The sequence below is a fragment of the Amycolatopsis sp. QT-25 genome, from assembly GCF_029369745.1.
In the GTDB taxonomy this organism is placed as follows: domain Bacteria; phylum Actinomycetota; class Actinomycetes; order Mycobacteriales; family Pseudonocardiaceae; genus Amycolatopsis.
Window position 1 is genome coordinate 7,274,404 of record NZ_CP120210.1, and the last position, 22,263, is coordinate 7,296,666.

Genomic DNA, 22,263 nt, shown 5'->3' on the forward strand with positions numbered 1-22,263 from the left:
GCGCCGTTGTGGCGGGCGGCGCGAAATAGGGGTCGGGGCACGCCGCGGAATCTGAAACCGCGGATGGCGATCGGGGGGCCGCCGGGAAGGTCGGCTACCGCCTGTGCAGCGGGCGTATCTCGCGGGCGAAATCGAGGTCGGGCTAATCCCTCAGGGCACGCTCACCGAACGCCTGCGCGGGCGGGGGCGGGTACTCCCGTCTTGTACCCCGCCCACCGGACGCCGCATCACCCTCGAAAGGACAACGTGCTGATGCCCTGGACCGCGACCAGATGGCCGCCCGCGCCGCCGCCGAACTCACCGACGGCAGCTACGTCAACCTCGGCATCGGCCTGCCCACACGCTCGTCCCCAACCACATTCCCGACGGCGTCCACGTCGTCCTACCCGCCGAGAACGGGAGTTCGTGGCTGCCACAACGACATCGCGATCCCGGCGCCATGCAGGTCTCCGTCCGCGGCGACATCGCCAGCTGGACCATCCCCGGCAAGATGATCAAGGGTATGGGGCGCGGCGAGGGACCTCGTCCACGGCGCCCGCCGCGTCATCGCCTCACCGAACACACCGCCCGCGGCGGCAACCCCAAGATCGTCGCCGACTGCACCTGCCGCTCACCGGCCGCCAGTGCATCAGCCGCATCATCACCGACCCGGCCGTTCTCGGCATCATCCCCAACGGTCTCCAGTTGGTCGACACCGCACCAGCTGGCACCGTCTCCGACCTCAGGGACGCCACCGGCGCACACATCACTGTCCCTGCACGACTGTCCGCATAAGCCAGCGCACTACACCATCGCAGGAAACTCCATGACGGTTCGACTGACCATCGACGTCGGCCGCGCGGCCGTATTCCGCGGGCGGAGAACAATTATGTCAGCGAAAAGCCGTGGCTGTGCAGGTAAGAGCTTGCTAGGCCTGAAGGCATACGGCTATCTCGACATTAACGAGGCGAACATCCTCAGCCCATGACCGAACAGGCAGCTTCCGTCGACGTGAAGGTGTCCGGCAATCGGTGCCAGCGTCCAGTCCGCTCTAGTTCACGACCTCGATAGAACCTATAAGTCCTAGCCACGAAGCTCGCTGAGGGTGGCGGTGAGAAGTGCGCAGCCCACAATGACCGCACGGCGCGGGCGGGGCGCGCCGTGCGGTCACCTATGGGGCTTCTTGCTGACTCAGCCTTGTCGGGTGAGAACCTCGCCGGGCTTACCACCTTCCGCGATCCCGCTGACGACCGCTCCCTTCACCTGCTTCTTGAACTGCAGCACCGTGTAGGCGACTCCCGCGTAATACACAGGCGAGCTGACCTGGCTCTTGCCGTCCTCGTCCCAAGCCCCCAGAATGAAGGCACCCGACTCGGCGTTGGTGGCGCAGCCTCCATACACAAGGTTCTGCTCGATCACCGTGAAGCACGCCTGAGCGTTCGACTTCGCCGTCTGGGACGCCGCCTTGAGCTTCGACATCAGCGCCGCATTGCCGGAGACCGTGGGACTCTTGGCAGTCTCGACCGACTCGGAGGCGGATGCGGTCGCGCCGAACGCCAGCCCCGATGCGAGCATCAGGCCTGCCGTGACCGACATGATTCCCTGTGTGGACCTACGCATTATTGTTCCCTTCGAAGTTCCAATCGGAAATGATTTCGCCCGATTCCATCGTGGCGAATAAGGCAATATTAAAGGGGTGATTCGATGACGTAAATGTCTGTTGCCACATCAGTTGCCTTCTAACGGTAGACACGGCAACGTTGCACAGAAGTGGCGACTTGTGCTACCTTCGCCAAGCGTGGTCGTTGAGGTCGCCGGCTAGGACGCCGAGTTGACGTGGACACAATCGAAAAGCCAAGCACTACGCCGACATTAAAGCACCGGGAACGCGCATTATCGTTTTTCTGTCCGCAGTTTGACGGCTCTCCGCGCCCCTTTGAGGTCAATACCCGTTGCGAGCACCTATGCTCTCATGAGAACCTCTGGGAAGCGCAGGCGATGGACTTCATTTCTTCACGAGCCGGCAGACGACGTGTTTTCGGCCGTGCGAAGGCGTCCCAGCAGTCGGTACACAGCCCTGGTAGGGATCCTGTGGTTGAGACATGCCATGACGGTTGCTCCGTCCAGTGAGCCGTTGGTAATCCATTTCCGGCCATTCGTGGATCACCGCAACGCCATCCCGCGCGGAACACCATCCGAGGATCCGGCCCAGAATCCGTAGTCGGCCAGAAGCACCTGAAGGTCAGACTTCCGGTGAATGCACGTCGAGCCGGTAGAGATATGCCTCAGCTTCATGTCGGTGACTGGGACGACTCGATCACGAGATCAGACATTGCAGGTGCGAAGCGATCACCTCGGCGAAGCCGCCCACGATGCCCTTCAAGCTGTGATCTGAACGCTCGTCACCCTCGCACTCACCGGTTCCACCAGCCTTATCCGCAAACTCAGGTGGTCCCCCAGCCTGTGCTTCCTCAAGGACCAGGCGTGCCGCTCAGAAGGTCAGATTGGACAGAGCGTTAATGACGTCCTGTACCCAGTCCTGCACGTCGGACTGCGCCCCCAGCGACCGTACCGGTCGCGGTCGCTTGGCCAAGGTGAAGCACCATGCCAGCAAGAGCTTTGGTCGCGTGGCGCGCCTTTCCCGGTTGGGGTTCCTCAGCCGGTGCCGGATCACTCTGCGACGAGATGACCGCACCAGGAAGTGGAGGACAAGAACACGCGGGCCGCAGACGCACTTCGCGCCCGCCGAGCCGCCGTCGCCGCGCGGTTCCCCGCAGGACCGAACGGCCGGGGCAAACCATGGTGGAGATTCCCGGCGCCGATCGCTTCACCCTGCCCGGCTCGGATCCCAAGTTCGCCTTAGGCCCGGGTTCGCCGACACCGGACGGTTTTCGTAGTTCATCCACGTCGCCGGCGACCACACCGCCGATCCTGCTATCCGCGCCGAGCCCGTCTGCCTGGACGGTCGCCGGCAGCTCGGCGCGCTCAGGGTTCCCGAACGTCGCGCGGGGAGCGGCATCCCCGCCGATGTCCAGTACGTGGCCCTTCGAGTGGTCCGAACGAGGCCTCCGCGATGACCAAGTGCGCGGGCCGGATCCTCGTGGCGGTACGGATCCGCCCGTCCGCCACGGAGCATCCGGTCGAGGGCTGTGACGACCGCACACCGACGTGGATCCCGTACAGCAACCTTTTCACCTCGCTCGCCGCGAGCTGCGGGAAGCCCAGGTCGCCTGCTGACACCGCGCCATGATCGCGCACAAGAAAATCAGTTCGATTCGAAAGCAATGGTTCGTTGAAACATTCCAACACCCTCCAGTATGTGAGAAACAAACATTGTCGGCCAGGCATATGAGTCCACACTGTTGACATCCACATTGCGGTCTGGAGGTGACGCGTGGAAAGAGAATCAGGATGCGATGGACACGGTGGGTCCCCACTCCGCTCGAGAGATGGCCGACGTGCCGCCGGCAAGAGCTGTCGGACAGGTACGGGCCGGATGGCTTCAGCTGGCTGCCCTACGCGGTCGCCCACCGCAGCGCAGGGGTGGTCAGCGGTGGGCAGGAAGGAAGGTTTCGTGCGGAGTTCCTTACCTTCCACCTGCACGGAACCCGATGATCCAGGCGTATCGGCGGGAACACCGCGCCGTCGAGTCCGCGGCCTCAAGGCAGCCGAGACCCGCCTACCCGGCGAAGCCGAATAACACACTCCGCACCAGGAACGAAGCTCATCGAGCGAGACAGCCTGCACACCGCTGTGCAGTGAGGAGACAGGCCCATGGACAGTGACGTCCCCACTCGGCTTCTTGAGTTGCTCGCCTGTGGCGCGGACAGCGACGAACTGGCGCGGGTGACGGTCGAAGACTCCTCGTCAGCTGCGGCCCTCAAGCTCGCGCTGCGGATCAACGCGACGCTGCGCGGACACCGGCGACGAGAGGCGGAGCTGGCGGCGTTGTTCGACACCGCGGGCGATCTGGCCCGGCTGCGTGATCCAGACGAGGTGCTGCGGTCCATCGTGCACCGCGCACGCAGGCTGCTCGCTGTCGATCTGTCCTACCTCACCCTCACCGACGCCGCCGCGGGCGTCACCCGGATGCAGATCACCGACGGCTCGGTGTCGAAGCTGTTCCCACAGGTCAGAATGAGACTAGGGGTGGGGATCGGCGGCCTGGTCGCACAGACGGCCCGCCCGTACACCACCCCCGACTACCGCTTGGACGAGCACTTCCGGCACTCCGAGCCGGTGGACGAGGCGGTCCGCGACGAGGGGCTGACCGCACTGCTCGCCGTGCCGCTGACCGTAGGTGAAACCGTCACCGGCGTCCTGTACGCCGCGGACCGTGCCCCGCGCGAGTTCACCCCTGAGGAAATCGCCTTGCTGTCCTCCCTTGCCGTCCATGCCGCCATCGCGCTGGACAACGCGCGGCTGCTGGCGGAACTCAGCACCCACAGCCAAGCGATGGAACGCGCCGAGGAGGCCCACGACCGGCTGATGGATCTGGTGCTGCGCGGCGAAAACACCTCCGCCGTCGCCGCCGCCGTCGCCGGCGTACTGCACGGCGGCATCGGCGTGTACGACACCGACGGCGGGCAACTCGCCCACGCCGGGCTGCCCACGGCCCCGCCGGACCCCCGGGCAGTCGCCGCGTCCCACAATTCCGGCCGCGCCGCGGTCACCTCGGAGGGCTGGGTCTGCGCCGTGCAGGCGGGGCCTGAATTGCTCGGCAGCATCGTGCTGCGGACCGACACCAGGCTGGCCGCCGCCGATCGACGGCTCTTCGAGCGCGCCGCGGTAGTGACCGCACTGCTGCAGATGCTGCGCCGTTCGGCAGCCAAGGCCGAAGACGAGGTTCGTGGTGAACTGCTCACCGACCTGCTCACCGCACCTGAGCGCAACCCCTCCGCCCTCATCGAGCGCGGCCATCGGCTCGGCGTGGACCTGACCGTCCGGCACGCGGTCTTCATCGTCCACGCCGGCGAGGTGTCCCGGCGACGCCTGGCCGCAGCGGCCGCCCCGTTCGCGGTACTCAGCGGCATCCACTCCGACCAGGTGGTGCTTCTGGCCCTCACTGACACGCCTGGGGCACTGGCCGCCCGCATCGCCTCCGCGCTCGGCTCCCACGCAGGGCTGCCCGTCACAGTCGCGGCAGGCGGCCCAGCGTGCGAACCGTCCGGTCTCGCAGCCGCCTACCACGAAGCAAGCCGATGCCTGCGCGCGCTGCTCCGGCTCGGGCGCGCAGGGACCGGAGCCTCGATGGCGGAACTGGGTTTCATCGGCCTCGTGCTCGCCGACCACGCCGATCACACCGGCTTCGTCCACGAGACGCTGGGCCCGGTCTTCGACTATGACCGCGACCGCGGAACCGAACTGATCCGCACCCTTAAAGCCTACTTCGCTAGCGGCTGCAGCGTTCCTCGCACCAAGGATATCGTCCATGTCCATGTCAACACCGTCGGCCAGCGACTGGACCGAATCGGCAAACTGCTCGGCCCGGACTGGCAATGCCCAGACCGCATACTAGAAATTCAACTCGCGCTGCGCCTGCACGAACTGCATGTCCCCGAACATCATCGCGCGACGCCGACAACGTGAGCTAGCGCATGCAGACCTGCATAAAACCATTTTTTGCGGGCATTCATACCTATTTCAGGTTACTACGATTTGTTCATACAATGACACTTCAAGTGATGACATTTCACCGGCTCCGACAAGCCCGGAACCGGGCGACACAAAGCAGGCGGGGCTCGTCAGCGCGACTCACCATACTCGACCCAAAATGTTAGGACTCTCCAGCGTTTCCGAACGCGTCGGAATGGTCCAGTTGCAGTGGCTGCCCGAGACGCAGTCTAGGGATCGGCAGGGCTCATCGGCCCCTTCCCTACGCACTACCGATTTCGCGGCGACTAGGCCGCGGTACTCGCCAATAGGGACCGTGACCCACTCCACGTCGTGGCAGCCGATGCCTGGTCCCTGGTCACGAACTCGTCGGAGTAGCGCGGTGCGACCTGGCAGCGATCCGTAACCCACATCGATCGCCGCAGGCTAGCACCGTTCGCAATCGTGCCGCTTCGCCAGAGCGGCTCTGGCCTCCGACACCACGAACGTCTCCGGGCTCTGCCTAGCTGGATGTGAGATCGCAGACGGTGAGCCCGCGCCCGAAGCTATGCGGGCAGCAAGCCAACTGTGCGTCTGGACCGCGCGACCGACGTCCTCGAGGGCCTAGCCGGAACTGAGGAATTGGACGTCAGTTCAGGCGTTCGATGATCGTCGCGTTGGCGAGTCCGCCCGCTTCGCACATGGTTTGCAGGCCGAATCGGCCACCGGTCTGTTCGAGTACCGATATCAAGGTGGTCAGCAGCCGGGTGCCGCTGCCGCCGAGTGGGTGGCCAAGCGCGATCGCGCCGCCGTTAATGTTCACTTTCGCAAGGTCTGCGCCCGTCTCGACCTGCCAGGCGAGTACGACGGAGGCGAAGGCCTCGTTGACTTCGAAGGCATCGATGTCGGAGATCCGCAGTCCCGCCCGGGCCAGGACCGTCCGGGTGGCGGGGATGATCCCGGTGAGCATGTACAGCGGGTCGTCGCCGACGACGGCGACACTGTGAATCCGGGCTCGCGGACGCAACCCGAGCGCTTTCGCAGTTGCGGAGCTGGTGATCAGTGCCGCCGCGGCACCGTCGCTGATCGGCGAGGAGTTGCCGGCGGAGACCTGCCAACCGAGCTGCGGGAAGCGCCGTTCCCAGGCGGCAGTACGGAAAGCGGGCTGGAGACCGGCGAGGATCTCCGGCGTGGTGCCGGACCGTACGGACTCATCGATGGTGACCTCTCGCAGCACACCGTCGGACCCGGGGGCTTTGAGCGGGACGACCTCGCGAGCGAACCTGCCATCAGCCCATGCCTTCGCCGCTCGCAGGTGACTTTCCGCCGAGTAGGTGTCCAGCTGCGACCGGGTCAGGCCCCATTTGTCGGCGATGAGTTCGGCACTGATGCCCTGCGGGACGAGACCGTCCGGATAGCGGCCCGCGATCAGCGGGCCGTACGGGTCGCGCCCGGTGGTCTGGCTGCCCATGGGTACGCGGCTCATCGACTCGACGCCGGAGGCGATGACGAGGTCGTAGGCACCGGCGACCACGCCCTGTGCGGCGAAATGGACCGCTTGCTGGCTGCTGCCGCACTGCCGGTCCACGGTCACCGCGGGGACCGACTCCGGCAGGCCCGCGGCGAGCGCGGCCCAGCGGGCGGTGTTCATGCTTTGCTCGCCGACCTGACCGACCGCGCCGCTGATCACATCGGAGATCCGCGCCGGGTCGATACCGTTGCGTTCGACAAGAGAGCGGATCACGTGGGCGTGAAGGTCGACCGGGTGCACCCCGGCGAGTGCGCCGTTGGGTTTCCCTTTGCCGATCGGGGTTCGTACGGCATCGACGATGACCGCGTCCGTCATGAATGTCTGCTTTCTTGAAGAGGAGGTGTCAGGTGTCCTGATACGCCCGGGAGTTTTCCTATTGTGACGTGGAAGTGAGCCGCGAATCAGTGAGTCGGAACTTTCGAAATGTCGCGGCGCCGGGTTTCCCTGGCCGCGAGGATGCCGAGGACCGAGATGGCGGCGGCGATCGCGATGTAGATGACGATAGGTGTGGCGCTGCCGTAGTTCCGCAGCAGCGCGACGGCGATGATCGGCGCGAGGGACCCGGCGAAGATCGAGGTGACCTGGTAGCCGATGGAGGTGGCGCTGTAGCGGACGCTGATGTCGAATTGCTCGGCGAAGAACGCCGCTTGCGGGCCGTACATGGCCGCGTGCATGAACAGGCCGCCGGTCACCGCCAGGATGATGAGTGCGGGTTGGCGGGTGTCGAGAAGGTGGAAGAACACCGGCGCCCACGCGGCGGTCCCGATGGCACCCGCCAGATACACCGGCCGCCGCCCGGCCCGATCGGACAGCGCGCCGAACAGCGGGATCGCCACGAGATGGACGGCGTTGGCGACCAGCAGGGCGGTGAGGACGACGCCGCTGGAAAGTTTGAGATGGGTCGTGACGTAGGTGAGCACGAACGCGGTGATGACGTAGTAGGAGACGTTTTCCCCGACCCGGGCGGCCATGCAGATCGCGATTTCCTTGGGGTGACGGCGCAGTGCTTCCAGGGCGGGTGCCCGGCGCGGGGTGTTGCCGGCGTCCACCAGCTCTTTCGCCTTGATGAACGCGGGGGCGTCTTCGACGGCCGTGCGGATCCAGAAGCCGAGGACGACGAGGGCGGCGGAGAGCAGGAAGGGGATGCGCCAGCCCCAGCTGAGGAAGGCCGCTTCGTCCATCGTCCCGGCGAGGATCGCCAGGACGGCGGTGGCCAGCAGGTTGCCGATCGGGACGCCCGCCTGCGGCCAGCTCGCCCAGAATCCCCGGCGTTCGGCGGAACCGTGTTCGCTGACCAACAGCACGGCGCCGCCCCATTCGCCGCCGACGGCGAAGCCCTGCACCAGCCGCAGACTGGTCAGCAGCACCGCCGCCCAGATGCCGATCGACCCGTAGGTGGGGAGCAGGCCGATGGCGGCGGTGGACGCGCCCATGAGCATGAGGCTGACCATGAGGAGCTTCTTGCGGCCGAGGCGGTCACCGAAGTGCCCGAACACCAGGCCGCCGATGGGGCGGGCGACGAAACCGAGCGCGTAGGTCAGGAACGCGAGCATCACCCCGACGAGCGGGTCGCTGTTGGGGAAGAACAGTTTGTTGAACACCAGCGCCGCGGCCGAGCCGTAGAGGAAGAAGTCGTACCACTCGACGGCGGTGCCGACCAGGCTGGCGGCGACGACTCGGCCCATGCTGGTCCGAGGCGTGGTGGATTCGTTGGTTCTCGTCATTGAGGCTCCACTGGTAGCCCTCACGGTCATGAGTCCGGAGGGGTGCTGTTTGCTGCTGCGGTTGAAGAGTCGCTATTTCTGGCAGGTGAAGCTGCGGGCGTCGTTCGGGTCTCCGCCGGTATAGCGGGGCCAAGTCGGGTATTCGCACAGGGGACGGGTGCGTTGCCCTGCCGTGGGGTTGACGTCGGTGACCACCGGGCGGGTAGGTGCTTTCCCTTGGCTGGTCCAGGTTTCCAGCGCGGTGAGCGAGTCCCATCCCGCGGCGAACGCGGCGCCGACGTTGACGTGGTTGGCGCCGGGCACGACGTAGAACCTGGCGAACCGGTCGGTGGCCTGACGGCCGACGGTGCGCTGGACGCGGTCGAAGTACTCGGCGGTGGAGCGTGAGCTGACCAGTTCGTCGGCGGCGCCGTGCAGCATCAGCAGCTTGCCGCCCGCCCGTGCGAAGGGACGCAGGTCGGGATTGTTGACGTCCTGCAGTGTCGACAGGTCGCTGATTCGCTGCTTCCACTTGCCGGGGGCCCTCGGGTCGAGGGTGAGGGAGTTGAAGGACGGGTCGCGGGTGACGAAGTACCGCGTCCACTGGTCCCAGAACTGCGGTCCGTATCCGGCTGTCGTCGGCATCGGGTGGGTCGGTGCCTGCGCGCCCATACCGAGCAGTGGCGTGCTCATTTTGGCTCCGGACAGGAACGGGAATCCCGGGTAGCCCCGCTCGCCGCTGCCGAGGCGGTAGGTCCAGTACAACGGCGAGGAGATCCGCACGACGGCGTTGATCTGGGCGTTGGACAGGCAGGTGTCCGCGGTGTCCTTCCCGCCGGGACAGCGCAGGACCCAGGGCGTGAAATGGCAGCCGTCCGGATTGGACACGACGCCGTCGGTGAGGCCGTCGCGGCGGTCGCAGGCGTCGATGACACCGTGGTAGAGCAGGGCTTGTTCGGCCGGGTTGAGAAAGGCGCCTGGCTGGGACAGGACCTGTGTTTCGTAGCCGAAGAACAGGTCGAGGCTGGCGGCGTTCCACGCGGGATAGACCGCGATCACCCCGTCGAACGCGGTTGGCCAGCGTTGGGCGACGGCGAGCGCCTCCCTGCCACCGGTGGATCCCCCGGCGAAATAGCTGTGGTCCGGTGGCGTGCCCGCGTAACGCTTGCCAATGAGATAGACGGCCGTGTCCCTGGTCTTCTTCAGCGCGTCGCCCGCGAAATTCCGCACCGCTTCATCGTTGAGGCCGAACGATCCGTCAAGGGTGGTACTCGGCGGAAATCCCGGCGTCGCCTGGTGTCCGGAGTCACTGGCGAAGACGGCATAGCCACGGGCGAGAGGTACGGGTCGGTCTGTGGGTCCGAAGGGGACGTTGCCGGCGACGTTGGGGATGGTGCCGTCGTAACCACCTCCACCGAACATCAGTGAGTTGTGATTCCACTGTGTCGGCAGGGCTAATTGCATTTTAATCTTGGGGGCGGTCGGGTCCACGGGCCGGATCGCGGCATCGACCGAGCAGTACTCCCCCATCGTCGCGGTGGCGGCGACCAGCCGGGTCGCGGTGACCTGAGCCCCCGAGGTGGGCAGGCTGATCACCGCAGCGGGGACCTCGATGCCATCGAGGCCGGCGCAAAGCCCGGCCGTTGATTGCTGGGCGTGTGCGGCGAGCGGCATGGCGAGGGTGGCGAGCAACGGGGTCACCACCACGGCTGTGCGGAAGACCTTCATGACGACCTCCATCGTTCGTACCTTGGCGCGGGCATCAGGCTAGGCAGCAACGACCACTCACCGCGATGTGCGCGTGGCACACAGGATCCGGTTGCCGACTGTTCAGGTGTGACACCTGTGGTGTGTTTCTGACCGACTATCACCCACGCACGCCCGTTGGTGACATCGTGAGTGCGACCTTCACGAGCCGTGTGCGTCCGGTGGAAGACCGCGGAGGGGACTTACCTCACCTCGTCCGCCGAGTCTGTGCGTGGAGGTGGCGTAGTCGTAGTGTTCGCGGCGTCGGTGACCTTGAGCAGGCGCAAGGCGACTTGGATCTCCAGGAGCTGATCGGCGTGACGCCAGGTGTCGCCGATGAGGTGGCTAATGCGATTGAGACGCTGGGACACCGTGTTGTGGTGCAGATGCAGTGTCTGCGCGGTGGTGCGGGCGTTGTGGTTGGTGGCGCAGAAGACTTCGAGCGTGTGCAGGAGTTCGGTCCGGTTGACGCGGTCGTAGTCCAGGATCGGGCCGATCGTGGTGTTGATGAAACCACTGAGATCGGGTCGGCCGTTGAACAAGGTCCCGACGAAACCGAGGTCGCCCGCCTCGGCCGTGTCACCGTGGCGGCCGAGTGACAGCAGAGCGCGCATGCATCGGGTGGCTTCGTCATGTGCGGCGATGATCGCGGTGGGGTGCGGGACCCGGGCCACGCCGGCGGTGACGCGGCGGCGAGAGGCCCGCGCCAACTCCCGGGACGCGGCGCTGGCGACCACACGCGGTTCGTCGCCAGGGGCCAGCAGCACGACCGCGTCCTGATGATGAGTGGCCAGGCCGCGGAAACGGCGGGCCAGCGCGGCGATGGCGGAATAGATCCGCTCGCGCGCGGGGCCTTCCAGGTAAGCGACGACCATGACGTGACAGGTGTCGAGGTCGACACCGAGGATCGCCGCACGCCGTCGCAGCAGGTCGTAGTCCTGGGCCTGCTGGGTGAGCAGTTCGCCGAGCAGTTCACCGCGGACCCGCGCTTCGGCTTCGGCCATCCGCCGCCGGGTGACCAGGACCAGGGCGGCGACCAGCGCGGCCCGCTCCAGGATGCGCCGGTCGGTGTCACTGATCGTCGACGGGCCGATGTGGACGATAGTGCCCAGCGGCTCGGACTCGGTGATCATCGGCACGACGCAAAGATGGTCCCGCACGAGGGTATGACCAGACCGGCGCGCCTCGACACCGATCTCGGCCAGCTCCACCAGCGGCGCATCACCGTCGTCGCCCGACGTGGCGATCGCGACCCCGTGTTCGTCCACGACCACGACCTCACCCGGGACCGCGGCCGCGGTCGCTTGAACGACTTCGTCGACACCCTTGCCCTGGATGACCAGTTTCGTGAGGCGCTCATGCACCTCGGCGGTGCGTTCCAGGTCGTCGACGTGGGAACCGATGGTCGAGTTCGCGATACGCAGATCCTCGACCGCGGTCTGCGCGGCGGTAAGCAGCCGGGAGTTCTGGATCGCGACGGCGGCGTGGTTGGCGAGCATGCTCAACGCGTTGATGTCGCGGCCGCTGAAGGTCCGTACAGCACGGTGGGCCGCGAGCAGGACACCGATCACCTCCTGCTTGAGCTTCACCGGGACACCGAGGAGCGAATCGATTCCCTCGGCGGTGACGGTCCGGTCGACGGGCTCGGTGTGCGTGAGCGCGCTGTCAAGCAGGTAGGACTGCACGCTGTAGGGCTCACCTGTCCGGGCGACCATGCCACCGAGTCCGCAGCCCGGAGCGAGCCGCAGGCCGACGAGCAGGCCGGAGATGTTTCCCGAGGCCGCTTTGATGAAGCAGTCCCCGCGGTCGTTGTCGCTGAGGCTGATGTAGGCCAGGTCGCATTCCAGCAGCCGGCGGGCCCGGTCGGCGATGGCCTGCAGGATCGAATCGAGATCCCGAATCGACGCGAGATCGTTGGCCGTGTCGTTGAGCAGCTGCAACTCGGCTTCGTTCCGGCGGTGCCGGATAAGGGTCTCGCGCAACTGCAACGCGATCGCGCGTTCCCGCTCGACCTCGGCGAGCTCGTCAGGAGACACGTTCTCCGCCCGCGCCCGCGTCACTGCGGTGTCGAAGGCACTGATATCCGCGTCCTGCTGCAGTAACTGCAGCAGGGATTCGCCTTTCGCCCGCATCAATCCTCCTGATGAGCAACGGCACGTCCCGCCGCGCGTTCGACCACGCCTTGTGGACAGTGTGACCTTCGATGATCGAGGTTGCGAGTCAGTTCGGGGACAGGCCTCGGCGGATCCCGGCTTCCAGTCGCGTGGCCACCTCGTCGCCGCGTCCGTCCGGCCAGGTGAGCAGCCCGCTCCCTGTGGGGCGGCCGGTGCGGGCTTGTTCCAGGAGCTGGTCGAGGGTGGGGAACGAGTTCGTCTGGGTGGACAGGTCGTGCGCCAGGTTGGCCAGGATCGCGCGGGTGAGGTCCAGTCCGATGTAGTCGGCGTTCTCCATCGGCCCCACGGCGGCCCACCGCAACCCGAGGCTGGCGCGGACGACGGTGTCGATCGTCTCCGGCTCGCACACACCCTCGTCGAGCAGGTAGAGGGCCTCTCTCACCAGCGCGAACTGCAGGCGGTTCCCGATGAACCCCGGCACGTCCCGGTGCAGCCGGACGGTGGTCTTGCCCAGCGACGCGATCAGGTCGTAGGCGTGTTTGACGACGTTCGCGTCGGACTCCTCCCCTGGCGCGATCTCCACCAGGGGAATCAGATAGGGCGGGTTCCACCAGTGCACGCCGACCAGGCGCTCGGGGTGGGCCATCGCGTGGGCCACCTTGCTGATCGACAGCACCGACGTGTTCGTCCAGATCGGCGTGTCCGGCGCGATGTCGGACTCGATGGCCGCCAGTACGTCGTGCTTGACCGCCAAGCGTTCCGATACCGACTCCACGACGATCTCCGACCGCCGCGCCAGCTCAGGCAGCGAAGCAACGGGAGCGATGCGCTCCTGAACCGTGCGAATCTGGCCGGGCGGAACGCCGATGCGCGACAACGCCTGGCCGACACGGGCGTCAAGACTTGCCAAGACGACGGGATCAATGTCGAAGACACCGACCTGGTGGCCGGCCTGGGCCAAGGCGACGGCGATGCCATGGCCCATGAGACCACCACCGATAATGCCGAAACGGGTCACTGAACGACTTCCTTCAGAATGGGTTCGCGAACCTGACTGGCGCACGGCGTGGAAAAGCCCGGTTACGAGGGGGCGTTACCGAGGTAACCTCGCTCTGTGAGCCGATAACTGTCAGTACTGCCTCGGCCGTGAGCGATAACCGCGAGTGAGCTACACGGTATTAGTGCCGGACCATTGGACAAATAGGCGGACAGCACACTTCTGAGTCCCTAACAATGTTCCCCTGTCACTCCCGGGATGGAAGACCAGCCGGTCACGGGGGTCCGGGCCCGGCGTTGTCGTCCGACAATCGATAGCTTTGTGACCGATTTGCCCACTTCCCGTGCGGCAACGCGACGGGTAACACATCCGTGGCTCCACAAGAGTGTGACTTTTGCACATACCCCTACCGGGGTGCTTTGTCCCTACAGTGTTGCCACCTCGGATCAAACGGCCCTTCACGCACCGAGGGCGCGAAACGCTTAAGCGATTTCGCGCAAGTACCGTAGCTCAAGGAGGCAACGATGCCTGCGAATCCCCAGCCGTCTTTCGCATCAGAACACTCCCCGAACCGACGGACACGACTGCTGGCCGCGGCGTCCGCCGCAGTGGTCGCGGTGGTCACGACGGTGGTCGCGTTGACGTCGTACTCGGCCAATGCCGAGACGACCGCCGCGACGCACGACCCGGTGATCATGGTTCCCGGCATGACCGGCACCCCGTCCAATATGGACACGATGAAATCGAATCTGCAGTCCAACGGGTGGGCGGCGAACCGGCTGTTCACCTGGACCGACAGCAGCAGCATGACCCAGGACCTCGCCAAGGCCGCGCAAGAACTCGGCACGAAGGTCGATCAGGTGCGTTCGCAGACCGGCGCGTCCAAGGTCGTGCTCGCGACCTGGTCCGCGTCCACGCTGGCGGCCCGCTACTACATCAAAAACCTCGGCGGCGCGGACAAGGTGTCGCAATACATCGGCTACGCCGGTCCCCAGCATGGCACCACCAACAACGGCTGCCAGTTCTACGTGTCCTGCCAGCAATTCGGCTCCGCGAACTCCCCGTTCCTGCGTGAACTCAACTCCGGCACCGAAGTGCCGGGGCACCCCCAGGTCGCGTACATGACCATCCGGTCGGTCAAAGACACCAACGCGGCACCCTACGACACCGCCAAACTCGCGGGCGCCGACGACAACCACCTGCTCTCCGGGCCCGCGGCACCGACCCATTTCACCATTATCAAGGACGCCACCGCGCTCGCCGCGATGCGCGCGTTCATCATCGCGCACGAGAACCCGCCGACCGGCACGCCCACCCCCACCACCGGCACGGCGACACCGACCAGCACGACGGCGCCGCCCACCAGCACTCCGGCCGGTCAGTGCTTCACCTCGTCCAACTACAGCCACGTGGTCGCCGGCCGGGCACACAACAGCTACGGCTACGCACTGGCCAACGGCTCCAACCAGAACCTCGGCCTCAACAATCTCCATGTGACAACGAAACTCCGCCAGACCGCCGCGAACTACTACGTCATCGACAGCACCTGCGCGTAGCGGCATCCACCAACCCCGCTTCCCCGGCCGGGGGCACGCGCGATTCCGCTCGCCCCCGGCCGGGGAGCCCCATGACCTCCCTAGGAGCGGTTTTTCCATGAACAAGCTCGTCGCCACCGCCGCCGAGGCCGTGGCAGACATCCACGACGGAGCGTCCCTGGCCGTCGGCGGCTTCGGACTCTGCGGCATACCCCAGACCCTCATCCACGCCGTGCACGGCACCGAAGCGTCCAGGCTGAGCCTCGTGTCGAACAACTGCGGCACGGACGGACGAGGACTCGGAGTTCTGCTGGAATCCGGCCGGGTCGCGCGGGTCGTCGCATCCTATGTGGGCGAGAACAAGGAGTTCGCCCGCCAATACCTGGCAGGCGAACTCGAAGTCGAACTCATCCCCCAAGGCACGCTCGCCGAGCGGTTACGCGCCGGGGGTGCGGGCATTCCCGCGTTCTTCACCCCCGCCGGAGTCGGCACGCAGATCGCCGACGGCGGTCTGCCGTGGCGCTACGCCGAGGACGGCACGGTCGCGCTCGCGTCCCCGCCTCGCGAGACCCGAGAATTCGATGGCCGCGAATACGTCCTCGAACGAGCCATCACCTGCGATTTCGCACTGGTACACGCCTATCGCGGGGATCGGCACGGGAACCTGGTCTTCCACCGGTCCGCGGCCAACTTCAACCCGCTGGCCGCGGCCGCCGGGCGTATCACCATCGCCGAAGTCGAAGAACTCGTCGAACCCGGTGACCTCGACCCCGACCAGATCCACGTACCAGGGATCCACGTCCAACGCGTCGTGGAACTCACGCCCGAGCAAGCCTCGGACAAACCCATCGAACGCCGCACCACCAGTGAAAGGACCACCACCTGATGCCGTGGACACGCGACCAGATGGCCGCCCGCGCCGCCGCCGAACTCGCCGACGGCAGCTACGTCAACCTCGGCATCGGCCTGCCCACCCTCGTTCCCAACCACATTCCCGCAGACGTCCACGTCGTCCTGCACTCCGAGAACGGCATCCTCGGCACCGGCCCCTACCCCAGCGACTCGGAGGTCGACCCCGACCTCATCAACGCCGGAAAAGAAACAGTCACCACACTTTCTGGAGCCAGTTTCTTCGACTCCGCGCACTCGTTCGGCATGATCCGCGGCGGCCACATCGACACCGCGATCCTCGGAGCCATGCAGATCTCCGCCCAGGGCGACCTCGCCAACTGGATGATTCCCGGGAAAATGATCAAAGGCATGGGCGGCGCCATGGACCTCGTCCACGGCGCACGCCACGTCGTCGCCCTCACCGAACACACCGCCCGCGACGGCAGCCCCAAGATCGTGGAGAAATGCACCCTGCCGCTCACCGGCCGCCGATGCATCAACCGCATCATCACTGACCTCGGCGTCCTCGACGTGACCGACGAAGGGCTCCAGCTGATCGAGACCGCACCCGACGTCACCGCCGACGACATCGTCGCCGCCACGGGCGCACCCGTCCTCACCACGGCCCCTCCTGCCCGCGCGAACAACATCGGCTCGGGAGCCCACCTATGACAGCCCGGTTGGCAATACTCACCCACGAACCGGGCAAGGTGGAAGCCACAGCAGAACCACCGGCTGACACAGCCACTGGGTTGGCAGGCGGCCACCACTCCGATGCCTGCGCCACAGAGCCGCACAGGCGGCTCTGTGGCCGCCTTACCCGGCGCCCCGAAGCCGTCTTGAGCTGCACCTCCGAGCGACATAGTGCCGGTTGGTAAAAGTTAGCGTACGAGAACGCGTCGTTATTCTCGCCGTTCTATGTAGCCGCGGACATTGTGCTTTGAGGGGAACCTCCCTACTGTCGGATCAAGCGACGGCTCGTATCTTTCTTTTATCTGTCCGGGACTTCCTTCTTCGATTAGAGGAGAACCCATGAGTTACATGTTTTTTCTCCGAAACGCTGACGCGGGAGCGGCACCACCGGCACCGCATTCTCAACCGTGGCTCTACTGGCGGTGGGTGGCGTCACAGGGACGATCGCGAACGCCGCGCCGGCGACCCTCGACCGGTACCGCTCCGCTATTGAAGCACCTTGCCTCGCACGGCTTCGTCGTCGCCGCGGCCTAGTACTTCAGTCGTAGTTCGTGATGGTCATGGTTCGTGGGTCGATTGTCGCTGGTAGTGGCCTTGTTGGGCGCGGTATTGGTGGCGTCTGCGCCACGTCGAGCAGCGGATCCGGTGCGCGACATCGAGAACGGGTCGGCTGATGAGTGTGGTGAACAGGTGGTGGATTTCGTTGCAGGTCAACGAGATCCATCCGGCGGTTGCTGGTTCGGTGTTTCGTTCGGTGGACGCGACAACGGCGAGGAACGCGTGGGCGAGCATCGCCATGACCGTCCAGCGGTGCCAGGAGGTCCAGCGTCGGACCTGGTGTTGATCAAGCCCGGTGAGACCTTTGCCGGTCTGGAAGGATTCCTCGATCGTCCATCTGCGGCCCGCGACCTGGAGCAGGATCCGTAGCGGCACGGGTTCGGGCGAGTAGCAGCGGTAGAACGCCAACTCGCCGGTGGTGCGGTGACGGCGCATCAGCAGCCACCGGTGCCCGTCGGGCTCGTCGGTGTCGATGTCGGCGAAAGCCCAGTCGTAGTAGCGATGTCCTTTCGCCCCGGCGCCGGCGGAGAGGCGTTGCCAGACGTGCTTGGGCAGCCTCGCGGCGACACCGTCAGCGCGCAGCACGCCGGCTGGAGTGCTGACCCGGCGGTCGCGGCCGATGGCGAGAACATAGCCGATACCGCGCTTTTCCAGGTTCTTGCGCAGGCTGGGGTCGGCTCCGTAAACCTCGTCCCCGGCGACCCACTGTGCACGGACGCCGGCGTCGAGAGCGCGCCCGATCATGGTGGTCGCCAGCGCGGGTTTCGTCACGAACACAGTGTCGGTAGGGATTCCGGCGCCTGCGCAACGTTCGGGATCGGTGGTCCAGGATTTCGGGAGGTAGAGGGCCCGGTCGATGAACGCGTGCCCGGTGTCGGTGGCGTAGGTGAGGTAAACCGCGACCTGGGCGTTCTCGATGCGACCCGCGGTGCCGGTGTATTGGCGTTGCACTCCGACGGTGTGAACGCCTTTCTTCAGGTCACCGGTTTCATCGACGACCAGCACGGCACCGGTGTCGCCGAGGTGTTCGGTGACGTAGTCGCGCAGGTCGTCGCGGACCTCCTCCGCGTCCCAGACCGCTTTGCGCAGCAGGTGTTGAAGCCCGTCGGGGGTGTCGTCGCCGGCGTGTTCGGAGATGGTCCAGCAATTCTTGTCCGGCAGGTCCGACAGCAGCCCGAGCAGCAGTGCTCGTGCACGTCGGCGGGGTTCGACGCGGGTGAACCGACCGGCGATCCGGCTGATCATCTCCTCGAACATCACCGCCCACCGGTCAGGGTTTACGCTGGGACCTGCGGCCACCAGCCGATCAGGGTTAGTCCACACAACCGACCATGATCAACTGGTGGCCGCACCCGTCTCCAGGCAGCCCACCAGCGACATCACAAAGTCCGGCTGGAGTACTAGTGCTCCAGCAGCATGTCGTGATTTTTGGTGCGTCGTCGCTGGTAGTGGGCTTGTGCGGCACGGTGTTGGTGGCGTCTGCGCCAGTGGGACCAGGCCCAGGTCGCGGCGCTTTGGCGAACGGTGGTGATCAGGTGTGCCAGGAGACGCTTGACCGCGCCAAGCGTGATAGGAATGAGGCCGCCGTCAGGGCTTTTTGAGGAGCCCGGCGTTTTCCGGACAGCTGCTTAGTTGCCAACTTTACGCTGCGAGCTGTCGGTTCAGATACTCGGCGTGGACATCGTGTGGGGTCATGTAGCCGAGTCCCGAGTGGAGACGTTGGCTATTGTAACGCTATTCTATACAGCGTGCAATATCCGTCATGGCATGTTGACGCGTGGGATAGATTGTGCGGTGGACAAGCTCGTTCTTCAGTGTCGCGAAGAACGATTCAGCCATGCTGTTGTCGTAGCAGATTCCTGTGCGCCCGACAGGTTGCCGGATCGTAAGCGATTTCAGTGTCTTGCCGAATCGTGCTGATGTGTGATTGCTGCCACGACCGAAGTGGAAGATCGCATCCGGCGCGATTGTGCGGTTTCGTGCGGCCCTGCGGATCGCGTTCTCGATGAGTGGGGTTTTGTGGTTATCGTCCATGACCCAGCCGACGACTGCTTTGGTGTGGCAATCAATGACCGTGGCGAGATAAACCCAGCTTTCCCACGTTGGCACATAGGCGATATCGCCAATTATTTTCTCGCCGGGCGCGTCCGCGGTGAAATCCCGCGCCACGAGGTCGGGGATCTGCCGGGTGGCTGGATCGGCGCCGGTCAGGCTGTGCCGCCACGGACGTGGCTGGCAAGGCATCAAGCCCAGCTCACGCATGATGTCACGGACCAGTTCGGGTGTGCAGGACTCGCCCTGGCGGACCAGCTGGGCGTGTACGCGCCGGTGGCCGCAGGTCTCGCCGGACGCCTCGAAGATCGCTGTCACGAGCACCGCGAGGCCGGCCCGCCGCCGCGCCGCCGCCGAGTCCGGCCGCTCACGCCATTCGTAATATCCCGAGGTTGACACGCCAAGCCAGACGCACATGCTGATAACGGTGTATTTTCTTGCCCTGCTCGGTGGCTTCCTTCTCCGCGTCGATGAACTCGTACTTGTCGCTCACCGATACTCGCTCGCGAAGAAGGCTGCGGCTTTTCCCAAAAATTCCTTCTCGAGCCACAGCTCGCGGACTTCTTTCTCCAGCTCGCGTAGCCGCGCCCGCTCTGACACCGTCAATGGCGGCTCATCCGCGGCATGAGTTTTCCGATAGTCGTTAACCCAGTTGCGGAGTGTCTGCTCGGTGAGACCCAACTCCCGCGCGACCGACGCCGTCGACCGAGACGACTCCACCACCATTTTCCGCCGTAGTGGTTCGTGACTCAACGGGGTGCTCGGCGGTCTCGTCCACAGCGGATACCGGGTCAGCCGTCCGGCGAGGCTTCTCCTGGCTGGTGACTTGGGTCCGTGACGGGAGACCTCCAGCGACACCAGCCCGGCCATGGCCGGGCGGAGCCGATCGCCAGAACGCGGGTGAGAGACACGCCCGTCGTCACGCCACGCTGTCGCTGGCGGCCGAGCCGGTGTGGCAAGCGCTCGACGACCTCGGCACCGAGCCGGGTGAGTCGCTGCCCGCCCACGACGCGAGTTCCACCGCGGGGTCAGGCCTCGGTGCGTCTCGCGATGCACCAGGGTGCCCGGGTATCCGCGGTGCCGGCCGCGCCGGAGACCGACCACGACATCGTTGTCCTGGACTGAGAGCCGGACTTCACGTGGTCGCTACGGTGCTCGGTTGGTCGGCGCCGAAGCGGCGTCGGCGGCGTGAGTATTCGGCGATGGCGTCCAGCAGGTGCCGGCGGTCGAAGTCGGGCCAGAGCACGTCGGTGAAGACGAGTTCGGCGTAAGCGGTGTGCCAGGGCAGGAAGTTGCTGGTCCGTTGTTCCCCTGAGGTCCGGATGAGCAGGTCCACGTCGGGCAGGTCGGGCAGGTAGAACTGCCGCACCAAGTCGTCCTCGCCGATCTCCTCGGGCCGGACCAAGCCGGTGGCCGCGTCGGTGGCCAGGGCTCTGGCGGCGTCGAGCATCTCCGCCCGCCCGCCGTAGTCCAGGCAGGCCGTGAACGACAGTCTGCGGTTGCCGGCGGTCAGCCGTTCCGCTGCCTCGCTTTCCTCCCGCAGGCGCGTCGGGACACGATCGCGGCGACCGCACCAGCGCACCCGTACGCCGAGCTCGTGGTAGCGGTCGAGGTTCCGCTGGACCAGGCCGAAAAACAGCTCCATGAGCGCATCGAGTTCGGTGGAAGCACGCCCCCAGTTCTCCGTGGAGAAAGCGAACACGCTCACGTGCGGTATCTCCAGTTCCAACGCCGAGTCGATCAGTCGCTGCAGCGCGAGCTCGCCGGCGCGGTGGCCGTCCACCGGTGGTCTGCCCCGGGCAGCGGCCCACCGCCGGTTCCCGTCCATGATCACCGCGATGTGGTTGGGCGCCATCACCGTGTTCACGGGCCGAGGGGAGCGTTGCCGGGTGAAGTAGCGCCGCAGCAGTCTCGGCTTCGACGATCGGGACGCCGCGGGGTGGGGAGAGAGCAGGACTTCGGACAGGGCGAGCGAGGATACTGCCTTCGGCAGCGGGATCCTCTCGCGTAGCACGGCGGATTTGCGTCGCTGGACCTCATCGAGATACGCGTGGGTTCCCCGGATGCACGTTTGCAGGAACGGGTGGCTCGACGGGTGCACCAAGGGCACCACCGCCGCACCCTGCTCCAGCAGCTCGCGCGTGCGCCGGACCTGGAGTTCGACCAGCTCGTTCAGGGCGCTGCGGTGTTCTCGTGCCCGTAGATCGTCGTGGGACAGGCCCAGTTGGTGTAGGTCCCGCGTCGGCAGGTAGCACCGGCCCCGGGACAGGTCGATGGGGAAGTCCTGCAGGATGTCGACCAGCTGGAACACCTCGCCCAACGTCGACATCAGCCGCTGTGGCAGGACCAGGTCGTCCGCGGTGGGCTCCAGCAGCGGAGTGAGCAGCTCGGCTGTTGTGCCGGAGACCCCACGCAGGTACCGGCGCAGATCGGCGAATGTGAAGAACGCCGGCGGCGCGGCACTGTCCGCCGAGAGCGCCTCCAGTAGTTCCTCGATCAACTCCATGTCGAGGTGCCACATCCGCACGGTGTGCACGAATGCCCTCCGCAGCGGATGCTCGCTGTGCCCTGCGCGTAGCTCTTCGAGGGAGTCCGCGCACCACCGTTCGAGGTCGTGGGCGCCTCCGGCCGTGCCGATCTCGTCCGCTAGGTGATCGGTTCGTGCGGCGAACGCGGACACCGCGTGGACATGGGGCCGGATCTGCGCCGGCAACAGCGACACCGCCACCACCATCGGAGCAAGATCGTCCCGCAGTTCGCGCTCGCAGAGCAGGAACGACTCGTGTAGATCCGGTGTGCCGATCCCGGCCAATGACAATTGCTGGTCCATCGCGCCTGCCTCCCGTGCCGATATCGGAAAATGGTATCCGAG

General features: G+C 65.8%; 12 protein-coding genes and 2 pseudogenes. 5 read left to right on the plus strand and 9 right to left on the minus strand.

The window, feature by feature from the left end; all coding sequences use genetic code 11:
- Window positions 1-272: 272 nt before the first annotated feature.
- Window positions 273-774, plus strand: a pseudogene (locus P3102_RS34085) (CoA-transferase).
- A 396-nt stretch (window positions 775-1,170) separates the two neighbouring features.
- Here the strand turns inward: P3102_RS34085 and P3102_RS34090 are convergent.
- Window positions 1,171-1,575 carry a hypothetical protein gene (locus tag P3102_RS34090; RefSeq protein WP_276364769.1) on the minus strand — a complete coding sequence of 135 codons (405 nt, stop codon included), beginning with the start codon at window positions 1,573-1,575 and terminating at the stop codon, window positions 1,171-1,173.
- A gap of 2,178 nt (window positions 1,576-3,753) precedes the next feature.
- Between P3102_RS34090 and P3102_RS34095 the strand changes: the two genes are divergently transcribed.
- Window positions 3,754-5,568, plus strand: a complete 1,815-nt coding sequence (locus P3102_RS34095) for a GAF domain-containing protein (protein ID WP_276364770.1) — start codon at window positions 3,754-3,756, stop codon at window positions 5,566-5,568.
- A 652-nt stretch (window positions 5,569-6,220) separates the two neighbouring features.
- On the opposite strand, the gene P3102_RS34100 is transcribed toward P3102_RS34095, so the two are convergent.
- The 5 genes from P3102_RS34100 to P3102_RS34120 form a co-directional block, all read right to left on the minus strand.
- Complete coding sequence (locus P3102_RS34100) at window positions 6,221-7,417, minus strand: thiolase family protein (protein WP_276364771.1); 1,197 nt, start codon at window positions 7,415-7,417, stop codon at window positions 6,221-6,223.
- An 86-nt stretch (window positions 7,418-7,503) separates the two neighbouring features.
- A complete protein-coding gene (locus P3102_RS34105; RefSeq protein WP_276364772.1) occupies window positions 7,504-8,826 on the minus strand; it encodes an MFS transporter in 1,323 nt (440 codons plus the stop codon).
- A 72-nt stretch (window positions 8,827-8,898) separates the two neighbouring features.
- Window positions 8,899-10,533 (minus strand): tannase/feruloyl esterase family alpha/beta hydrolase, encoded by a 1,635-nt coding sequence (locus P3102_RS34110; protein ID WP_276364773.1) that lies wholly within the window; start codon window positions 10,531-10,533, stop codon window positions 8,899-8,901.
- A gap of 221 nt (window positions 10,534-10,754) precedes the next feature.
- Window positions 10,755-12,683, minus strand: coding sequence for a GAF domain-containing protein (locus tag P3102_RS34115; protein ID WP_276364774.1), 1,929 nt, complete (start codon window positions 12,681-12,683; stop codon window positions 10,755-10,757).
- 88 nt (window positions 12,684-12,771) lie between these two features.
- Window positions 12,772-13,728 (minus strand): 3-hydroxyacyl-CoA dehydrogenase family protein, encoded by a 957-nt coding sequence (locus tag P3102_RS34120; protein WP_346660152.1) that lies wholly within the window; start codon window positions 13,726-13,728, stop codon window positions 12,772-12,774.
- A gap of 458 nt (window positions 13,729-14,186) precedes the next feature.
- On the opposite strand from P3102_RS34120, the gene P3102_RS34125 reads away from it, so the two are divergent.
- The 3 genes from P3102_RS34125 to P3102_RS34135 all read left to right on the plus strand — a co-directional run bounded on the left by P3102_RS34125 (window position 14,187) and on the right by P3102_RS34135 (window position 16,760).
- Window positions 14,187-15,218, plus strand: coding sequence for a hypothetical protein (locus P3102_RS34125; RefSeq protein ID WP_276364776.1), 1,032 nt, complete (start codon window positions 14,187-14,189; stop codon window positions 15,216-15,218).
- A gap of 97 nt (window positions 15,219-15,315) precedes the next feature.
- Window positions 15,316-16,083 carry a CoA transferase subunit A gene (locus P3102_RS34130; protein ID WP_276364777.1) on the plus strand — a complete coding sequence of 256 codons (768 nt, stop codon included), beginning with the start codon at window positions 15,316-15,318 and terminating at the stop codon, window positions 16,081-16,083.
- Entirely contained in the window at window positions 16,083-16,760 is a 678-nt protein-coding gene (locus tag P3102_RS34135; protein ID WP_276364778.1) for a 3-oxoacid CoA-transferase subunit B, read from the plus strand. The genes P3102_RS34130 and P3102_RS34135 overlap by 1 nt, the downstream gene beginning before the upstream one ends.
- Window positions 16,761-17,339: 579 nt before the next feature.
- On the opposite strand, the gene P3102_RS34140 is transcribed toward P3102_RS34135, so the two are convergent.
- The 3 genes and pseudogenes from P3102_RS34140 to uppS form a co-directional block, all read right to left on the minus strand.
- On the minus strand, window positions 17,340-18,596 hold the full coding sequence (locus P3102_RS34140) for an IS701 family transposase (protein WP_276364779.1): 1,257 nt from the start codon (window positions 18,594-18,596) through the stop codon (window positions 17,340-17,342).
- A 384-nt stretch (window positions 18,597-18,980) separates the two neighbouring features.
- A pseudogene (locus P3102_RS34145) lies at window positions 18,981-20,117 on the minus strand (IS3 family transposase).
- Between the two features lie 409 nt (window positions 20,118-20,526).
- Entirely contained in the window at window positions 20,527-22,221 is a 1,695-nt protein-coding gene (uppS, locus tag P3102_RS34150) for a polyprenyl diphosphate synthase (protein ID WP_276364780.1), read from the minus strand.
- Window positions 22,222-22,263 lie beyond the last annotated feature (42 nt).

Excerpts from the sequence above, each read along its gene's own strand:
- P3102_RS34125 (WP_276364776.1), top strand. The coding sequence starts at position 14,187 with ATGCCTGCGAATCCCCAGCCGTCTTTCGCATCAGAACACTCCCCGAAC.
- P3102_RS34130 (WP_276364777.1), top strand. The coding sequence starts at position 15,316 with ATGAACAAGCTCGTCGCCACCGCCGCCGAGGCCGTGGCAGACATCCAC.
- P3102_RS34110 (WP_276364773.1), bottom strand. The coding sequence starts at position 10,533 with ATGAAGGTCTTCCGCACAGCCGTGGTGGTGACCCCGTTGCTCGCCACC.
- P3102_RS34095 (WP_276364770.1), top strand. The coding sequence starts at position 3,754 with ATGGACAGTGACGTCCCCACTCGGCTTCTTGAGTTGCTCGCCTGTGGC.
- P3102_RS34115 (WP_276364774.1), bottom strand. The coding sequence starts at position 12,683 with ATGCGGGCGAAAGGCGAATCCCTGCTGCAGTTACTGCAGCAGGACGCG.
- P3102_RS34140 (WP_276364779.1), bottom strand. The coding sequence starts at position 18,596 with ATGTTCGAGGAGATGATCAGCCGGATCGCCGGTCGGTTCACCCGCGTC.
- P3102_RS34105 (WP_276364772.1), bottom strand. The coding sequence starts at position 8,826 with ATGACGAGAACCAACGAATCCACCACGCCTCGGACCAGCATGGGCCGA.
- uppS (WP_276364780.1), bottom strand. The coding sequence starts at position 22,221 with ATGGACCAGCAATTGTCATTGGCCGGGATCGGCACACCGGATCTACAC.
- P3102_RS34100 (WP_276364771.1), bottom strand. The coding sequence starts at position 7,417 with ATGACGGACGCGGTCATCGTCGATGCCGTACGAACCCCGATCGGCAAA.
- P3102_RS34090 (WP_276364769.1), bottom strand. The coding sequence starts at position 1,575 with ATGTCGGTCACGGCAGGCCTGATGCTCGCATCGGGGCTGGCGTTCGGC.
- P3102_RS34135 (WP_276364778.1), top strand. The coding sequence starts at position 16,083 with ATGCCGTGGACACGCGACCAGATGGCCGCCCGCGCCGCCGCCGAACTC.